15 protein-coding genes are annotated in these 16,584 nt (G+C 61.5%); 3 read left to right on the top strand and 12 right to left on the bottom strand.

Translation table 11 applies throughout. From position 1 onward, the window contains the following. Positions 1-130 precede the first annotated feature (130 nt). From ACYQ1P_RS15635 to ACYQ1P_RS15665, 7 genes are all read right to left on the bottom strand, one after another. Positions 131-1,354: a pyridoxal-dependent decarboxylase, exosortase A system-associated gene (locus ACYQ1P_RS15635; RefSeq protein ID WP_460021272.1), complete on the bottom strand. Its 1,224-nt coding sequence runs from the start codon at positions 1,352-1,354 to the stop codon at positions 131-133. Beyond that, positions 1,351-2,994, bottom strand: a complete 1,644-nt coding sequence (locus ACYQ1P_RS15640; protein ID WP_460021273.1) for an acyl-CoA ligase (AMP-forming), exosortase A system-associated — start codon at positions 2,992-2,994, stop codon at positions 1,351-1,353. Before ACYQ1P_RS15640 ends, ACYQ1P_RS15635 begins: the two co-directional genes overlap by 4 nt. Beyond that, positions 2,942-3,547 carry a C-type lectin domain-containing protein gene (locus ACYQ1P_RS15645; RefSeq protein ID WP_460021274.1) on the bottom strand — a complete coding sequence of 202 codons (606 nt, stop codon included), beginning with the start codon at positions 3,545-3,547 and terminating at the stop codon, positions 2,942-2,944. The genes ACYQ1P_RS15640 and ACYQ1P_RS15645 overlap by 53 nt, the downstream gene beginning before the upstream one ends. Further along, complete coding sequence (locus ACYQ1P_RS15650) at positions 3,544-3,759, bottom strand: hypothetical protein (protein WP_460021275.1); 216 nt, start codon at positions 3,757-3,759, stop codon at positions 3,544-3,546. The genes ACYQ1P_RS15645 and ACYQ1P_RS15650 overlap by 4 nt, the downstream gene beginning before the upstream one ends. A 24-nt stretch (positions 3,760-3,783) precedes the next feature. After that, complete coding sequence (locus ACYQ1P_RS15655) at positions 3,784-4,680, bottom strand: sulfotransferase family protein (protein WP_460021276.1); 897 nt, start codon at positions 4,678-4,680, stop codon at positions 3,784-3,786. Positions 4,681-4,781: 101 nt separating this feature from the next. Next, complete coding sequence (locus ACYQ1P_RS15660) at positions 4,782-5,600, bottom strand: sulfotransferase family protein (RefSeq protein ID WP_460021277.1); 819 nt, start codon at positions 5,598-5,600, stop codon at positions 4,782-4,784. 34 nt (positions 5,601-5,634) lie between these two features. Further along, positions 5,635-7,347, bottom strand: coding sequence for a bifunctional sulfate adenylyltransferase/adenylylsulfate kinase (locus ACYQ1P_RS15665; protein WP_460021278.1), 1,713 nt, complete (start codon positions 7,345-7,347; stop codon positions 5,635-5,637). 223 nt (positions 7,348-7,570) lie between these two features. Here ACYQ1P_RS15665 and ACYQ1P_RS15670 point away from each other — a divergent pair, with 223 nt between their 5' ends. Then, positions 7,571-8,569, top strand: coding sequence for a KpsF/GutQ family sugar-phosphate isomerase (locus ACYQ1P_RS15670; RefSeq protein ID WP_460021279.1), 999 nt, complete (start codon positions 7,571-7,573; stop codon positions 8,567-8,569). Positions 8,570-8,579: 10 nt separating this feature from the next. Here the strand turns inward: ACYQ1P_RS15670 and ACYQ1P_RS15675 are convergent, their stop codons facing one another. After that, positions 8,580-9,884 (bottom strand): putative O-glycosylation ligase, exosortase A system-associated, encoded by a 1,305-nt coding sequence (locus ACYQ1P_RS15675; protein ID WP_460021280.1) that lies wholly within the window; start codon positions 9,882-9,884, stop codon positions 8,580-8,582. A gap of 231 nt (positions 9,885-10,115) precedes the next feature. Between ACYQ1P_RS15675 and ACYQ1P_RS15680 the strand changes: the two genes are divergently transcribed. Both ACYQ1P_RS15680 and ACYQ1P_RS15685 read left to right on the top strand, forming a co-directional pair. After that, a complete protein-coding gene (locus ACYQ1P_RS15680; RefSeq protein WP_460021281.1) occupies positions 10,116-11,639 on the top strand; it encodes a right-handed parallel beta-helix repeat-containing protein in 1,524 nt (507 codons plus the stop codon). A 7-nt stretch (positions 11,640-11,646) separates the two neighbouring features. Continuing rightward, positions 11,647-12,735 carry a GNAT family N-acetyltransferase gene (locus ACYQ1P_RS15685; protein ID WP_460021282.1) on the top strand — a complete coding sequence of 363 codons (1,089 nt, stop codon included), beginning with the start codon at positions 11,647-11,649 and terminating at the stop codon, positions 12,733-12,735. Here the strand turns inward: ACYQ1P_RS15685 and ACYQ1P_RS15690 are convergent. Genes ACYQ1P_RS15690 through ACYQ1P_RS15705 form a run of 4 tightly spaced genes read right to left on the bottom strand, consistent with a single transcriptional unit; the run spans position 12,721 to position 16,560 of the window. Then, on the bottom strand, positions 12,721-13,575 hold the full coding sequence (locus tag ACYQ1P_RS15690) for a hydrolase 1, exosortase A system-associated (RefSeq protein WP_460021283.1): 855 nt from the start codon (positions 13,573-13,575) through the stop codon (positions 12,721-12,723). The two genes, ACYQ1P_RS15685 and ACYQ1P_RS15690, sit on opposite strands and share 15 nt — an antisense overlap. Beyond that, on the bottom strand, positions 13,572-14,384 hold the full coding sequence (locus tag ACYQ1P_RS15695) for a hydrolase 2, exosortase A system-associated (protein WP_460021284.1): 813 nt from the start codon (positions 14,382-14,384) through the stop codon (positions 13,572-13,574). The genes ACYQ1P_RS15690 and ACYQ1P_RS15695 overlap by 4 nt, the downstream gene beginning before the upstream one ends. After that, the gene (locus ACYQ1P_RS15700; protein ID WP_460021285.1) at positions 14,374-14,625 is read right to left on the bottom strand and encodes an acyl carrier protein; all 252 of its coding nucleotides are present in this window, start codon (positions 14,623-14,625) and stop codon (positions 14,374-14,376) included. Before ACYQ1P_RS15700 ends, ACYQ1P_RS15695 begins: the two co-directional genes overlap by 11 nt. A gap of 24 nt (positions 14,626-14,649) precedes the next feature. Then, positions 14,650-16,560, bottom strand: a complete 1,911-nt coding sequence (locus ACYQ1P_RS15705; RefSeq protein WP_460021286.1) for an XrtA/PEP-CTERM system amidotransferase — start codon at positions 16,558-16,560, stop codon at positions 14,650-14,652. Positions 16,561-16,584: the final 24 nt, after the last annotated feature.

The following is a 16,584-nucleotide window of genomic DNA, read 5'->3' on the forward strand; positions in this document are numbered from 1 at the left end:
GCCATTCAGTCGCCGCAACCGAGATCGAACCACCGCCAACACAAAATATGCCTAAATTTCAAATAGTTAGATGGGCAATCCAGAAAAGTTCCAGGTGACAAGAATCCTGACACCGGAAGCTAACCCCTTGTCACAGCAGCATTTCGGCGACCCGGTCATGCCCGAGGAATGCACCGGGACTGGCCGTCGCGCCATAGGCTCCAGACTGGAAAATCACCACCAGATCGCCGATCTCCGCCTGCGGCAGTTCCACGTTGTCGGCCAACAGATCGAGCGGCGTGCATAGGCATCCGACCACCGACACGGCTTCCGTCCCCGATTGGCCGATCCGATTGCCGAGCACCACCGGATAATTGCGCCGCAAGACCTGTCCGAAATTGCCCGAGGCGGCCAAATGGTGATGCAGACCGCCGTCGGTCACCAAATATGTCCGGCCCCGTGACACCTTGCGATCCAACACCCGGCAGACATAAACCCCGGCCTCGCCAACCAGAAACCGTCCCAGTTCGAGAATCATTCGAGTCTGGGGCTGGGTGGCGGCCAGCTTTTGAGCCAGCAAGGAAAGGTTGTCGCCCAAGCGGGGCAGATCCAACGGCACCTCACCGGGAAAATAGGGAATGCCGAAGCCGCCGCCCATATTCAGGCTGCGCATCGGGCCCGGAGCCTGATCCGCCAAGGCCAGCGCCAGGTCGAGGGTTTGGCGCTGGGCCTCGCACAGCACTTCGGTGCGCAGATTCTGGGAGCCGGTGAAAATGTGAAACCCCTGAAAGCTCAGGTCCCGTTGCCCCAACTGCCGTAGCAGGTCCGGGACCTGCTCCGCGTCCACTCCGAACGGCTTGGCCCCGCCGCCCATCTGCATACCCGAGCCCTTGAGTTCAAAGTCTGGATTGACCCGCACCGCCACCCGGGGCCGCAGTCCCAGGGCCTGGCCCAGGTCCGCAGCGCGATCCATTTCGCCCGCGGATTCGAGATTCAGCGTCACCCCGGCGGCGATGGCCCGGCGCAGTTCGTCGTCGGTCTTGCCCGGCCCGGCGAAGCTGATCCGCTCCACCGGCATCGAGGTATCCAAGGCGCAGGCCAATTCCCCCGCCGAGGCCAGATCGAAGCCATCGACCAGCCGTGACATATGCTGCACCAGGGCCGGCATCGGATTGGCCTTGAGAGCATAGGAAAGGTTCAGGGTCTGGGGCATCACTGCCCGCAGATCGGCGACCCGCTGGCTGATCAAATGACGATCATAGGCATAAAAGGGGGTCCCCCCGGCCCGCGCCGCCAGTCGTCCCAGCGGCACGCCGCCCACCGCCAGTTCGCCCGCGACCACGGAAAAGTTGCGGAAGGTCTCGTCGCTGCTCATGCCTCGGTCCCCTGCGCCTGGGATTGGAAGAGATCACGGTGCGCCTCGGCCAGCCCCTGACGGTCGAACTTGCCGTTGGCGTTGCGGGGCAAGGCCTCCACAAAGATCACTTTATGCGGGACCATGAATCCGGGCAAGTCGGCACGGCAGACGGCCAGGACCGCCTCCGGGTCCGCCACCCCCCCGTCTGGTGGCGTCGCCAGCACCAAAATGCCCTGCCCCAACATCGGATGGGGCAGACCGAGCGCCACCGCCTCGGCGATGGTGCCGCTGGCATAGAGGACCTCTTCCAGCTCCGTCGGACTGACCCGATAGCCGGAGGTCTTGATCATTTCATCCTTTCGACCGACGAAATACAGAAACCCCTCCGCGTCCCGGCGTACCCAGTCGCCCGACCAGACGGCGGTCTCGGGCAGCGGCAGGGCGGGGTCGCGGCCCGGGGCCGGTCGGAAGCGCTGGGCCGTCCGTTCCGGGTCATTCCAATAGCCCAGCGCCACGAACGCCCCGCGATGCACCAGTTCACCCGGCTCGTCCACATCGCAGACCGTCCCATCGGGCCGCACGACCAGGACCTCCGCATTGGGCACCGCCTTGCCCATGGACTCCGGACGCCTGTCCACCTCCGAGGGCGGCAGGGTGGTGGATCGAAAGGCCTCGGTCAAACCATACATCAGGTGCGGCTCGCTGTGCGGCAGTTGGGCCCGCAGCCGTTGCAGGGCGGCCTGCGGCAACGCGCCGCCGGTATTGGCGAAGTAGCGCAGGGAGTCCCGCGCCGCCGTCGGCCAGCTCATCTGCGACAGCGGAATCCATAACGGTGGAATGCCGGTGAGGCCAGTGATGGCCTCGCGCTCCACCGCTGTCACCACGTCGCGCGGCAGCAGATAGTTCAACAGCACCGCCCGCGCCCCGACGGCGAAGGCGGTGGTCAACTGGCTGAGACCGGCATCGAAGCTCAAGGGCAGCACCGACAAAATGCGATCCTCGGGCCGATTGTCCAGATAACTGGCAACACTGAACGCCCCGGCCAACAGATTGCGGTGCGACAGCACCACCCCCTTGGGACGACCGGTGGAGCCCGAGGTGTAGAGAATGGCCGCCATGTCCATGTCGGTGAGCCGATGCGGTTGGCGGGTCGAGGCGGCCCCACTGGCCTGTAAATCCGACCACCGAATTGCCCCCGTCCCGGCCGTGTCATCGACCAGCACAATGCCCCGCAGGCCCGGACATTGAGGCAAAATCCCTTGCAGGCTTTGCAATCGGACGGCCGAGGTGATCAGCAGGGACACGCTGCAATCTTGCAGGATATGCGCCACCTGGGCCGCCTTGAGCACCGGATTGACCGGCACGAAAGCCCCTCCGGCGTCGGCGATGGCAAACAGCGCAACCACCGTTTCCAGACGCTTCTCCAGATAAACCGCGACCCGCTCGCCGCGACCCAGCCCCTGTTCAAGCAACCCTCGGGCCGATTGACGAACCGCCTCGGCCAGCTCGTTGTAATCCAGAGTGGCCTCGCCCGCCTTCAGCGCCAGCGCCGCAGGGTCCGTCGCCGCGGACTCGAAGATCAGGTCCGAAAGCCGACTGAGCATCTCAGGGCGCGCCGGTCGGATATTCGATGAGATAGTGACGGAATTGGGTTTCATGCCCGGTCGCCCGCCAGTGGACGTCGTCGGTCTTGGAACCAATAAGGAAACTGCCCTTTTCACGGTAGTTCCGGGGCTCATAGTACACCGGCATGAACATCCGCTTGCTGCGCGGGTTGTCGTCGCACTTGGCCTCCCGATCCCGATACCAGGGGGCCTGCCAGATTTGAAAATCCGTTGTTTCGACCTTGCTTCCGTCCACCCATTGCAGGGATTTGAACTGGCACCAGTAGCGCAGACCGATCCAGGTCGGATGGCGCAGACCGAATTCTTGGACCAGGAAGTCGTGCACCGACCGGGATGGGATGATCGCCAGACGTCCGTTGACTTCCTTATAAGTCTGACCCGCCGCCTCGATATCCAGCGTATCCCAGAATTTCTGGTCGTTTTCCGCCTCCATCAGGGCGAAATAGGATTTGGTTTCCTCATTGTAGACCGGCCCCTTGAGGGTTGCCGCACGCCCCGTCCCAGCGCCCAGCACCGCGACGGCCAGACCGAGCGCCAACAGGACTCCCCGCCACCGGGGTCGTCGGGATTTCAGGCTGCCGATCATCTGCGTCTGGACCTCACTGCGGGAGCCGCCTTGGGCTTTTTCTTGGGCTGCTGGGTGGCGCGCATCACCTTTTCCTCCACCACGCCCGGCGGTGGCTTCATTTTCAGGAGCCCGGTCTGATCCGAGACATTTTCGACGCCGTCATTCTTGATGAACCAGTGCACTACGACGGCGACCACCAGCAAAACGACGATCAGCAGCAGTGAAGACATAATTCATCCCTTCCGAGACAGACCCTACGATGTCCAATGGGAAAGGTCCCGATTCAGCAGCTTGCTCAGTTCTTCGATCCGTGGCGCCATCTCCCGGACCAGGCGCGCCCGAAAGACCGGGTCCATGGGGTCGCGCTCCTCGAATTTTGTATTCTTACGTTTGATCCAGGCCTTGATCTCGGTGCGCGCCGAAAGTGGCAGCAACAGATTGCTGCAAAAGGTCACCCAATCGGGCGTGTTGCGGATAAAATTCATCAACGCCCGACTGCGGACCTTCTTGTTGGGATTCACCACCGGAAACTCTGGCCTGAAGTCTGGATCGACGCCCAGGAATAGCAGTGTGTCGCGATAGACTGCCGCCGTATCCCGCTTGAAATCATCGAACAGGGTGACCATGACCTGATCGCGCCCGAACACATCGAAATAGCGCTGGATCTGGTCGGCGAAATTGGCCATTTCCGGATAGTCGAGAATCATCTCGAATCGGCATTTGTCATTGATCCGCAAGCCCTTGCGGCGATCTTCCACGGCATCATAAGCCGCCTCGAAGTCCTTGATATCCTCATATCCCTCAAACACCTGCTGGGAATGGTGGGAATACAGGAAATCCACCGGATTGCGGACGTGAATCAGGATCTTGGAGTCGGGATTGAACGCATGGATATTTTTCGCCGCCTCGCGGGACACCAGGTAGTGAACCGAACCTTCGCCGATGATGGTCTGGTCGGTCACCTCAGCGAAAAAGGAATCGAAGCGCTCCTTCGGACAGACAAAGGCCTTGTCCCGCACTACTTCGGGCGAGAAAAAGTGTGATTCCTTGACCCCCATGAAAATGTCGGGGTGCTGGGACAGATAGCGGTCCATGGCCGTTGTCCCGCTCTTCGGAGCCCCCACGATAAAAAAGTTCGGTCGTCGCGCCATGTTCGTCCCAATTTCTTCAAGTCTGCACCAGCCAAAGGGTCGCGGCGCATACTAGTCCATATCCGCCGACCGGAGAAACCCCCCTTGTCGCGGCAGCCGAATCAATCCCGCCATACGGAAAGGTCGCGGCCCAGCATCTCCTCCAGGCGCAGAATGTCGTCACGATACAAATCCTGTAGTCGCGCCTGGCATTCGGCGTCCAGGGCATATTTGTGGGCGGCGAACATGTCGACGACCTGCCAGATATCCCCCAATAGAGGCAGATGATAGTGACCGCGCAGGGCCAGATGGGAGGAAACCCCCCTGTTGCGGGCCTTGCCGATCTTGTGATCGGGTTGCCATTTGGGGTCCACGCCCACGTGGGCAAAGGCCTCGCGCAGCACTTGTTGCGGGTTTTTCACGATGTCTTCCTCGAAAATCCAGATCTTGATCTGATCTTCGGCGAACAGCGACCGGCAATGGGCCAGGTGTTGGGCATAGAAGCCATAGGACAGGATGTTCCACTCCTCTCCCGCCTCGCTGAACATGAGATCGCACGGTTTTTCATGGGGCGAGAAGCGGCGGAACCATAAATGGTGACGCAGCGCCGAAAAGGCCCGGGTGACCGGATTTCTCAATACAATGAGAATTCGGGCCTCGGGGAGCAGGTCCTTGATGCGGTCCATGGTCGGCACGGTCTGGCCGTTGCGCTTGCGGTGGATGAAGTAATCCGGCGTTTTCTCCCCGACCACCTGCCTCTCTCCGGCCTTAGCGAAGTGACTGGCATACCACTCCGTTCCCCGGGCGAAGTACTGGTCCACGTTGAAGAACATCAACTCCTTGTCTTCAATGAAGATTTCCGGATGCTGCGCCATCCTCTGGATCAGCCAACTCGACCCCGCCTTTTGGGCTCCGATGATGAGAAAATCCGGCAGTCGCATTCCGGGAATCCTTTTAAGCGGTGGTCAACGGCGCTCAGCGAACACTGATGTAGCCCATGCCTTCGATCTTCAGGATGATGTCTTGGGCCGCCTCGTCGGGGGAACAACTGGAGGTGTCGATGGTCAGTTCGGCGTTTTCGGGCACCTCGTAGGGATCGTCGATCCCGGTGAATCCCTTGATCTTGCCTGCTCGGGCCAGGGCGTAAAGCCCCTTGCGGTCGCGCTCCTCGCAGACGTCGATCGGCGTCGCCACATGGACCTCGATGAAGCCGCCGCCGGCGCTTTCCACCGCCTCGCGCACCCGGCGTCGGGTTTCCGTGTAGGGGGCGATGGGAGCACAGATGGCAATGCCGCCGTTCTTGGTGATTTCCGAGGCGACAAAGCCGATGCGCAGGATGTTGAGATCCCGGTGCTCCTTGGAAAAGGTCAGTTCGCTGGACAAATTCTTGCGCACGATATCGCCGTCCAACAGAGTCACCCGGCGCCCTCCCTGCTCCAGGAACTTCTGCACCAGGGCCTTGGCGATGGTCGATTTACCGGACCCGGACAGGCCGGTGAAGAACACCGTGAATCCGCGCTGATACAAGGGTCGAATGCTGCGCCGCAGTTCGTCCACCACTTCCGGAAAGGAGTACCATTCCGGCACCTCCCGGTCATGCAGCACCCGGCGCAGGAACTCCTGATCCGAAAGCCCCATCAGGCTGTCCCGTTCGCGCACTTCATCAAGGGCGATGAAGGCCGCCCGTTCCTGAACATAGACGTACTTGGGCGCGGCGACGATCTCGATCCCGATTTCGGATTCGACGCTTTTGGCCAGATTCTGCGCCTCCTGGGGGCCGTAGAACGGCGTCGCCGTGGCGTCCTGTTCGGGACTGCCCTGCTCCAGACCAACCACGAAATGGGTGCAGCCATAGTTCCGGCGCACGATGGCCTGCAATACCGCTTCGCGCGGCCCGGCCCAGCGGCTGACCAGGGGGACCAGACCCAAGGCCGTCGTCTGTTCGGGAAAATGCTTATAGGCGTGTTCGTAGCAGCGCACCCGCGAGAAATGTTCGGCATCGTCGCTCTCCGAGCCGCCCACCGCAGGATGCAGCAACAGATGCGCCTCGACGCTCTTGGCCGAGCGGAAGGCCACTTCCACCTGCGCCTTGTGCAACGGGCGCACAGTGTGATAGCCGACCACCCGACGCCAGCCCAGTTTCTTGAAGCGGGCCCGGGTTTCCGAGGGCAAATCGCGCAAATGCTGAAAATCGTAATGGGCCGGCAGCGCCAGACCGCGCAATCGACCGGCCAGATACACTGGATGAGTCCGGTTCAGCAGCATTTTGACGCCGGGATGGGACTCGTCGGTGGTGCCATAGACTTGTTCCGCTTCCAACCGACGATCCGGGGTCCAGTATTCGGAGACATCCAGCACCGCCAGCGGCACGCCTTCCGGATCGCGCAACACCACCGAGGGCTTCTCGCCCAGGCCATTGACGAATTTCTCGGTCACGTCGAGGACCACCGGCAGCGGCCAGAGGGTCCCGTCGGCCAGACGCATGGCGTGCACGACGCCATCGTAATCGGCCTTGCCCATGAACCCCTGCAACGGCGAAAAGCCCCCGTTGAGCAGCATTTCCAAATCACAGATCTGACGCGGCGTCAGGTCCCAGGACGGAAACGGGTTGCTTTCCACCTTCAGAAGATCGGCTTCGACGGGCGACAGCATCAATTGGGTGAGTTCGTTGGGAAATCGAGAGGACATCATAGGTCTTTCCGTTTTTTGGGCGGCCACGACGGTATGGCCTTCATTTCTAGGGCAGCCGCTCCCGTTTGACCACAGTCAATGCGGTCGGCTAAGGGCAGATTCCAATCCAGGCAGTCGAATGTATAAAGATCCCGCCGCATTTCAGCAATTGTCTTGCCATGGGAAGGGGTTCTCCCCTATGTGCTGGGTTGTCGTTCATAGTTCGCAAGTGACAAGATTCATGACAGCCAATTCTCCCGCCCCCGTCCCTCCCCTGCCGCCGACCATCGAGAAGGACCTCGCCTCCGGACGGCGGGTTCTCACCGTCGAAGCCGAGGCCCTGCGGCAAATGGCGGAAAACCTGGATCAATCCTTTGCCTCGGCGCTCGATCTGCTGTCCTGCCCCAACGGACGGGTGATTGTCACCGGCATGGGCAAGAGCGGCCATGTGGCGCGCAAAATCGCCGCGACCCTGGCCTCCACCGGAATGCCCGCCTATTACGTCCATCCGGCCGAGGCCAGCCATGGCGACATGGGCATGATCACCACCGAGGACGCCATTCTGGCCCTTTCCAATTCCGGGGAAACCGCTGAACTGGCCGATCTCATTGATTATTCGCGGCGCTTCGCCATTCCGCTGGTGGCCATCACCCGCGAGGCGGACAGTCTGTTGGCCAAGGCCGCCAATGTCACCTTGGTCCTGCCCCCGGTGCCGGAGGCCTGCCCCATGGGACTGGCCCCGACCACCTCGACCACCGCATCGTTGGCCCTCGGCGATGCCATTGCCGTGGCCCTGCTGGAACGAATCGGTTTCACCGCTTCCGATTTCAAGATTCTGCATCCCGGCGGACGCCTCGGCGACCGCCTGAAGAAGGTTTCCGATCTGATGCACATCGGCGAGGAAATCCCTCTCGTCGGCCTGCAGGTCCCGATGAGCGAGGCGCTGCTGATCATGACCCAGAAAAGCCTGGGCTGCGTCGGCGTGGTGGACGCGACCGGATACCTGCTCGGGATCATCACAGACGGCGACCTGCGTCGCCACATGTCCCCCGACCTGCCGACCCGCACGGCGGGTGATCTGATGACCGCCCATCCCATCACCATCGCCCCCGACATGCTGGCCAGCGAGGCCTTGCAGATCATGAATGCCCGCAGCATCACCAACCTGTTCGTGGCCGAGGCGGGCCGCCCGGTCGGGCTGGTCCATATTCACGATTTCCTGCGCGCCGGGATCGCGTAACCCGCCGGATTCAGCGGCTGATCATCATGGCTGGGCCGCGGACATGGACGATGCCGAGGCGCTCTTCCTCCTCCTTGATCGCCTTCGTGCAATGGACCTGCAAGGCAATCACAATGGCGAAAATACTGTAGGGCAGATCGAAAAAGGCGAGATTCAGGAAGGTGCCGCCCACCGCATAGCCGACCAGACTCACCTGACACATGGTTGCCAGATCATAGATCCATAACAGATTTGGATGCCCTCTCGCGGTGTTTCGCAGGATGTTCAAGGACATGAGGGAGACCGCCCCAATGGTCAGGAAGGTCAGCAGACCGATCCACCCATGTTCGCCCAGGACCTCGAAGTAGATGCTATGGAAGGCCCGGGCGCGTGGCGCTTCCGGCACCAACTGCATGAAATATTCCACATTCTGGTTGGCCAGGAACCCGCCGCCAAAGAGATGCCGGTTGGCGACCAGATAGCCGTAGGTCCAGGCATCGAATCGGCCCGACGCCGACTGATCCTCGTCGTAGGTCTGGATGGTGTTCATGCGATCGAACCAGGCCTGTGGCATGATCGAGGCCCCGATCAAGATGACCACTACCGCAGCCGCGAAAATGGCCGCTTTCTGCCTGGATTTTAAAAACATATAGAACGTCATCGCGGAGCCAGCCACCAGCGCCCCGCGGGAAAAGGAACCGACAACGGAAAGCGCCGTCACACCCATCATGCCCATCAGGCACATGCGGACCCACTTGTTCAGAGTATGTAGTTGCAGGTAGCGAATCAGTGGCAAGATCATAATCAGCGCCACGGCAAGGTGATTGTTGTCGGTAATCAGCGACGAGGGCGGACCGAGCACCCGACCGCCGCCGCCCGCCACGACGGTGAAGATGCCGCCCTTGACCCCGTAAAAGCCGAGCGCCATGACAATGACCCAGACAAACGCATGAAAGCGTTCACGGGTGACCAGCATGGTCATTGCCACGTAGGTCATCAGAAAAATCTTGATGGTCCGATCCCATTTTCCCCAGGACGCCTCTGACGTTTGGGGAAATCCGGTCACCGTCGTCAGGGTGACCCAGAAGGTAAAAAAGACCAGCAAGTAGGCCAACGGATGCTTGGGCAGGGATTTCGATTCCTTCGAGGTGCCCCAGGCGATCAGGGTGCAAAGACCGACGACCATGGCGAACGGAAAATCGTGCGCGAATCCATAGGTCAGGCGGTGGGGATTCATGTAGGAAATCAGCGACCACATGAGAATCCCGACGAACGGTCGGTAGAAGATCAGCGGAATCGAGGCGAACAGCAGGGCGGCAACAAACAGATCGCGCATCGCCCCTTCCCCTCCTTATTGCCTCTTGAAAACCGCCTCGCGGCGCGACCCTGGACAGACTTGGCCTAAATCTATCCGACCCCCCCTGGAGCGGCAAGGGCTCTCTCCAGCCTGATCCCTTGTCGCTAAAAAATTCGTCATGTGTACTTTTCCCAGCGTCGGGATAGCATACAATGCAATCGAATCTCGATTTGCCCCGTCGTGGCACCAGCAAAGGACGTCGATCTCGCAATGAAAACTTTGGCCAAGTTTCTCCGCTTTTCCCTGTTGGCACTGGGCCTTTTTGCCCTGATCGGCGGCGGGGTGTTTGCCCTTCGCATGATCTCGCAGCAAGGCGGGGTCCTGCCCCTGGCGCGCGGGATGATCCAGTGGCTGCAACCGAAATCCGAAGCGGCGGCCGGACTGGCCGAGAGCCTGCTGTTCGGCAGCGGGCTCATCAGCGACCCAAAAGAGGCCTTTGCCGGACAACAATTCCCGGCCCTGGCCAACTGGCACGGCATTGGTGCAACGCCGGATCGTCTGAGCATTCACCCCTACGTGTCCAAGGAAGGTTCGCCTTCAAGCTGGATCCATGTCGCCTCGTCTGAGGCACTGAAAGAAGCCCTTAAAAATGCCCAGGCCGGACAGACCATCGTCATTGATCCGGGAACCTATCTCCTCAAGGGCACCAAGATTGCCCTTACGGCCGCCGGACGCTACAGCGCCCCGATCACGGTCAAGGCGGAACGGCTGGGCGAAGTCATCCTGCGTTTCGACATGGTGTCCGGTTTCAACGTCACCCAGCCCTTCTGGAACTTCGAAAATCTGGTCATCCGGGGGGCCTGCCCGAATCACGCCAAATGCGAACATGCCTTTCACATCACGGCCAACGCGGCTTCCGTCGGCATTCGCAACAACATCATCATGGACTTCAACGCCCAGCTCAAGGTCAACGGCGCGCCCATCGACAAGGTCCGATACTTCCCCGACAACGGCATCATCGAGGGCAACACCCTGATCAATTCAACGGCCCGCGAAACCAAGAATCCGGTGACTCCCATCGACATCGTCGCCGCCAAGGATTGGATCGTGCGTGGCAACCTGATCGCCGACTTCGTCAAGCTGCGGGGCAACGGGGTCAGCTACGGGGCGTTCGCCAAGGGGGATGCAACGGGCACGGTATTCGAGAAGAATCTCATCATCTGCGCCATGTACCTGCCCGCCGCCCCTTCCCAGGTCGGGCTCTCCATCGGCGGCGGCGGCACCAACCCCAAGTCCCTGTGCCGGGATGGCACCTGCACGGCGGGCGAACACAGCCAGGGGCACCTGCGCGACAACATCGTCATGAACTGTTCCGATGTGGGCATCTACCTCAACAAGGGGCGCGACACGCTGATCCGCAACAATCTGCTTCTGAATACCGCCGGGATCGATTCCCGGTTCGCCGAATCCAGCGCCTTGATCGTCAATAATATTGTCGATGGCCGAATCAAGGAACGGGACGGCGGCACCCTTGTCGAACGCAACAATCTCAAACTCGACGCCGGACTTTTCTTCGGTTTGATCGGTGGTCCGTCCATGCGTGAGGTGTATGCCGATCCGAAGGCCCTGGACTTCCGTTTGGTCGATGCCGGGCCCGTGGTTTCCCTCGGCGAGCCCCTGGACCCTCCGTCGACCGATATTTGCGGCCATGCCCGGGACTCGCAGATTCCCGATCTCGGCCCCATCGAATACAAAAGCGGGGTGCCCTGCAATCCGTTCGACCTGAAACCCTGACGGCTTTATGGGGCTGAAGCTGACCATATGCGAGTCCCTGGACAGCCTGCCCGCCCACGTCGGGCGGCTGTTCGAGGCCTGCGGCGCGAATGGTTTTTTCAGCTCCCTCACCTGGTACCGTTGTCTGGCCGCCCATACCCTTGAAAGCACCGACCGGGTTCGACTTTATGTCGTCGAGGAGACCGGGCTTCGTCCTCGGGCGCGGCTGATCTTCCCATCATTGGAACGGCGCCCCTGCGGCAGGTTGGCCCCGCGTCAACTGTCTTCACTGACCAACGTCTATACGGTGCTGTGGGATTTGTTGTTGGACCCGGATCAACCGGACCCGCAGGCGGCGGTGGATTTTCTGGTCGATCATCTCTGTTCCCGCGATGGCGGATGGGACAGCCTGGAATTCCGGGCGTTGGATCGGGACTCGCCAACTTTCGATTGGCTGTCACTGGCGCTGCGACGCCACGGCTGGGCCGTGCAGCCTTTTTTCCAATATGCCAATATCTATGAGACCATTCTCGACGACGACAGCGCCGCCTATCTGGCCCGGCGCGGCTCCTCCATCCGGCAGACCCTGCTGCGCATGGAGCGCAAGGCGGAACGCTCGGGTGTCTATGCCCACCATATGCAGACGACACCGGACGGACTGGAGCAGGCCATCGCCGATTATCAGCGGGTCTATGCCGCCAGTTGGAAACAGCCCGAGGCTTCCGAGACGTTCCTTCCGGAACTGATGCGCGCCGCCGCCTGCGAGGGGTCCCTGCGGCTTGGGCTGATCTACTGGAATGGACAGCCGGTGGCCGAGCAATTGTCCTTCGTTCGTGGGGGGCGGGCCAGCATGTACAAGACCGCCTACGACGAAGCCTACAAGAAACAGGCCCTCGGACGGCTCTCCCTGCTCCACCTGCTGCGCCATGTGATCGACCAGGATCACGTCCGCGAGGTGGATTTCGGCATCGGGGCCGAGCCCTACAAGGAAGAATGGCTGTTCCAGCGACGGGAGCTGTGGGGACTGGCGGCTTTCAATCCGCGCCGCCCCAAGGGCCTGTTCGGCACCTTGCGCCATGTGCTGGCCCCGCGCCTGAAGAAACTACTGCGCCGCTGAACTCAGCCAGTCGGCGATTCCGTCATGTACCTGCCGCCGCCAGACCTGCAGGGAGTAGGTGTGGTTGGCCCCCGCCACATGCAGAACGGTCATCCGTGGATGGCGAGCCAAGCTATTGCCGCGCAGCACCGCCGTTTCGAATTCCTGCGCCGTCACATCGGCCCCACTGAGAATCAGCAGCACCCGTCCGTCGAATTTCCGCAACGCCGCCGTCATGCGGTCGGCGAGAGAAGCGCCTGTTCCTTCTTCCTGTGCAACGACCTCGCTGCCCTTGCGGGCCGTGTGCAGCTTGCGCCGGAACTCGCCCAGCGCGCCCCACACATTGACGCCGCCGAACAACAACTTGCGCCAGAAGGCCCGCGATAAAAAACGCCTCACGTAATAATGCCGGACATGGGCCTGGGCCAAGGTTGCCTCGCTGCGCACCCAGGGATTGATCAGCACCAGATCCGTGATGCGGTCGTCGGTCAGGGCATAAAAGGCACTGGCCGTGGCCCCGTCGCACAAGCCCAGCAGCGCCACCCGGCGCACCTCCGGCACCCGCTCTCGCAGCGCCGCCACGGCAGCCCCAATGTCGGGCTGAATTTGTTCGAAGCCGCCGAAATCTCCCGTGCTGTCCCCCTGACCCCGCACATCGAAACGCAGCACCGGCGTGCCCGAAGCCGCCAATTCGCGGGCCAGCAGGACATATTGGCGATGGGTGCCGGCGCGGATCTGTGGACCACCCACCACCACCACCACGCCCAGATCCCGGGACACCTCCGGGCGATGCAAAAGGCCGATCATCTGTGCCCCCGCGCAGGGAATCACCAAAGGCTGTTCGTTGACATGACAACTCATGACGGTACATCCCACAGTCCCGCCGTGGCCGTGATCAGGGACGGCGCGATGGTGGTTTCCTCGATGGACCAGAAAGCGGGGCCGGGGACCACATGAGCGGTGACGCGCCCTCCTCGGGCCTGCCAGACATCGAGAACCGCATCGACAGCGGGGGACATTTGATCGCCGCCGACCTGAAACCAATGGATCGGGCAGGCCGTTTGATCTCCCAGCGCCTCCAGGTTCAACCCTTCCAAGTCCGCCGCCAGTTCCGGCGACAGCACATAGCCCGCCACTTCCAGACTCTCCCCGGCCGTCAACCGATCGCGCAGAGCCTGAACGCCGCCCGCCGACGCCATCGCCTTGTTGAAACCGGCGGAGACGCGAATGCGCAGAAACTGGGTGAGAAAGGTCGATCCCTTGGGCACCGGTTGCCAGAGCACCAACCGTTCGAGCGCCGAATCCATGGCGTCCAGAGCCAGGCAGGCCCCCAGCCGCAGGCCAAGCAGGGACAGTTTTTCATAGCCCGTGGCGCGCAGCCAAGCCATGGCCGCCTGCGCATCGGCTTTCCAGATGGCCCAGCGCGCCTGTTGGAATTCCCCCGCACTGTCCCCCGTCCCATGGGGATCAAGCAGAAATGTCGCCACGTTGCGCGCCGCCAGCGCCTGCCCCATCAGGTGGGCCATGCGCCGCGACCGGTTATGTTCCTCGGCGAACGGCGGCAGGAACAGAACCGCCCCCCGGGCTTTTTCGGGCGGTGGTCCATGGCGCAACACAAACAGCGGCCCCTGTGGGCCGTCAATGAACTGGGGCAGCAGGTCACCGGCCAAGCTTCGACTCCAGAAACCGGCTCAACGTGCCAACGGTGGTGAACATCTCGGCGCTCAGATCCGCATCGTCGAAGGCCAGATCGAAACGCTCCTCCAGGCCGGTGATCAGCGTCGCCACGGCCATGGAATCCAGTTCCGGCAACGCCCCCAACAAGGGCGTGTCGGCGGTCAGGTGGTCGGCCCGCTCGCCCAGGTGCAGCACCTCGCGCAGCAGCTCCCTGATATGATCAATGGTCGCCATGTCTCCTCCGAACCATCGGTCGCCTCACGCCGCCTCCCGCCCCGCCTCGCGGGTTTTGCGCAGGAAGGATTCGAACATCACCAGGGTCCACAGCGGTGCGCTGTGATCCCGGCTCCCGGCTTGATGCTGATCGACCAGGGTTTTGAGGTATTTTTGATCGAACAAACCACAATCGCCCAACAGCTCTCCCGTCACCACATCGCGCACCCGATCGCGCAACGGTCCCCGGAACCAGGCGGCCAGGGGTACGGAAAAGCCCATTTTCTTGCGGTACAGAATGTCATTGGGCAGATGCGGCTCAAGCGCTTTCTTGAAGATGTATTTTCCTTCGCGACCGCGCAGCTTGAGATCCGGCGGCAGACCGCAGGACCATTCGACGAACTTATGGTCCAAAACCGGCACCCGCACCTCCAGCGACACGGCCATGCTGGTGCGATCCACCTTGGGCAGAATGTCGCCCGGCAGCCAGGTTTTCATGTCGGCATATTGGACCTGCGACAGGGGATGATCGGTCGGCGCGGCCTTCATGTGGCGGCGCAGCACCTCCACCGCGTGATAGCCCTGCAAATCGCGGATCATGGACGGGCTAAACAACTTCCGGCGCAAATGATCGGGCATCACCGAGACGCTGTGGAAGAACCCCTCGTCGGCATCCCGGGCGATGGACTGAAAGGTGGATTTGGCCCTCAACATCTGGGGTGCCCAGTCGAGCTTCGGATAGACCGCCCCCAGGAACCCGAACAACGGCTTGCGCAGGGCCTGCGGCATCCGTCCGCGCACCATTTCCTCGTAGTTATGGAACGGGTAGCGCCGATAGCCGGCATAGACTTCGTCACCGCCGTCCCCGGATAGGGCGACGGTCACCTTTTCCCGTGCCAACTGACAGACCCGATAGGTTGGCATGGCCGAACTATCGGCGAACGGCTCGTCATAAAAGGTGGCCAGCTGATCAATCAAATCAAAGGAATCCGGATCTACCTGCGCCACCCGGTGGTTGGTTTTGTAACGTTCGGCCACCATCGCCGCATAGGCCGATTCGTCATAGTCCTTCTGGGCGAACGACATGCAGCAGGTGTCCACCGGCTTGTTCGAGGATTCGGCCATCATCGCCACCACGGCGCTGGAATCCACGCCGCCGGACAAAAACGCCCCCAACGGCACTTCAGCAATCATGCGGATTTTGACTGCCTCGCGCAGGCGCAGGATCAACTGTTCCTCCACCTCTCGCGGATCGCTCGGCACATCAGCATCAAACCGGACATCCCAGTACTGACGCGGACGCGGGGTCGGCATACCGCGACGATAGGTCAGGGTATGGCCCGCCTCCAGTTTTTGAATGCCCTTGAAGATGCTGCGCGGGTCAGGCACGTAGCCATAGGAGAAGTATTCCTCCACCGCTTCCAGATCCAGATCCCGCGACATCCCCGGATAGGGCATGATGGATTTCAGTTCCGAGCCGAAAACCAGAGTGCCGTCGGCCAGGGGGGCGAAATACAAGGGCTTGATCCCCAATCGGTCACGGGCCAGAAACAGGGTTTCCCTGTTGCTGTCCCAAATGGCGAACACGAACATGCCGCGAAACCGTTGCACGCAATCCTCGCCCCATTCTTCCCAGGCATGGACGATGGCTTCGGTATCGCAATGGGTGCGGAACTTGTGCCCCAGGCCCTTCAATTCGTCGAACAGTTCCTGGAAATTATAGATCTCGCCGTTATAGACCACGACCACCGAGTCGTCCTCGTTGTACAAAGGCTGGTGTCCCCCGGAGAGATCAAGGATCGACAACCGGCGATGGCCCAGACCGATTCCCGGCGCGACGAACAATCCCCCCGCATCCGGCCCCCGATGCAGTTGGGTATCGTTCATGTAGGACAACAAGGCCTCGTCGATCGGACGCCCGCCGTTGTCGTGATAGATACCTACAATGCCGCACATGGTCTTGCTTTCCTTCGTCGCTGG

The organism is Magnetospira thiophila (assembly GCF_054657015.1).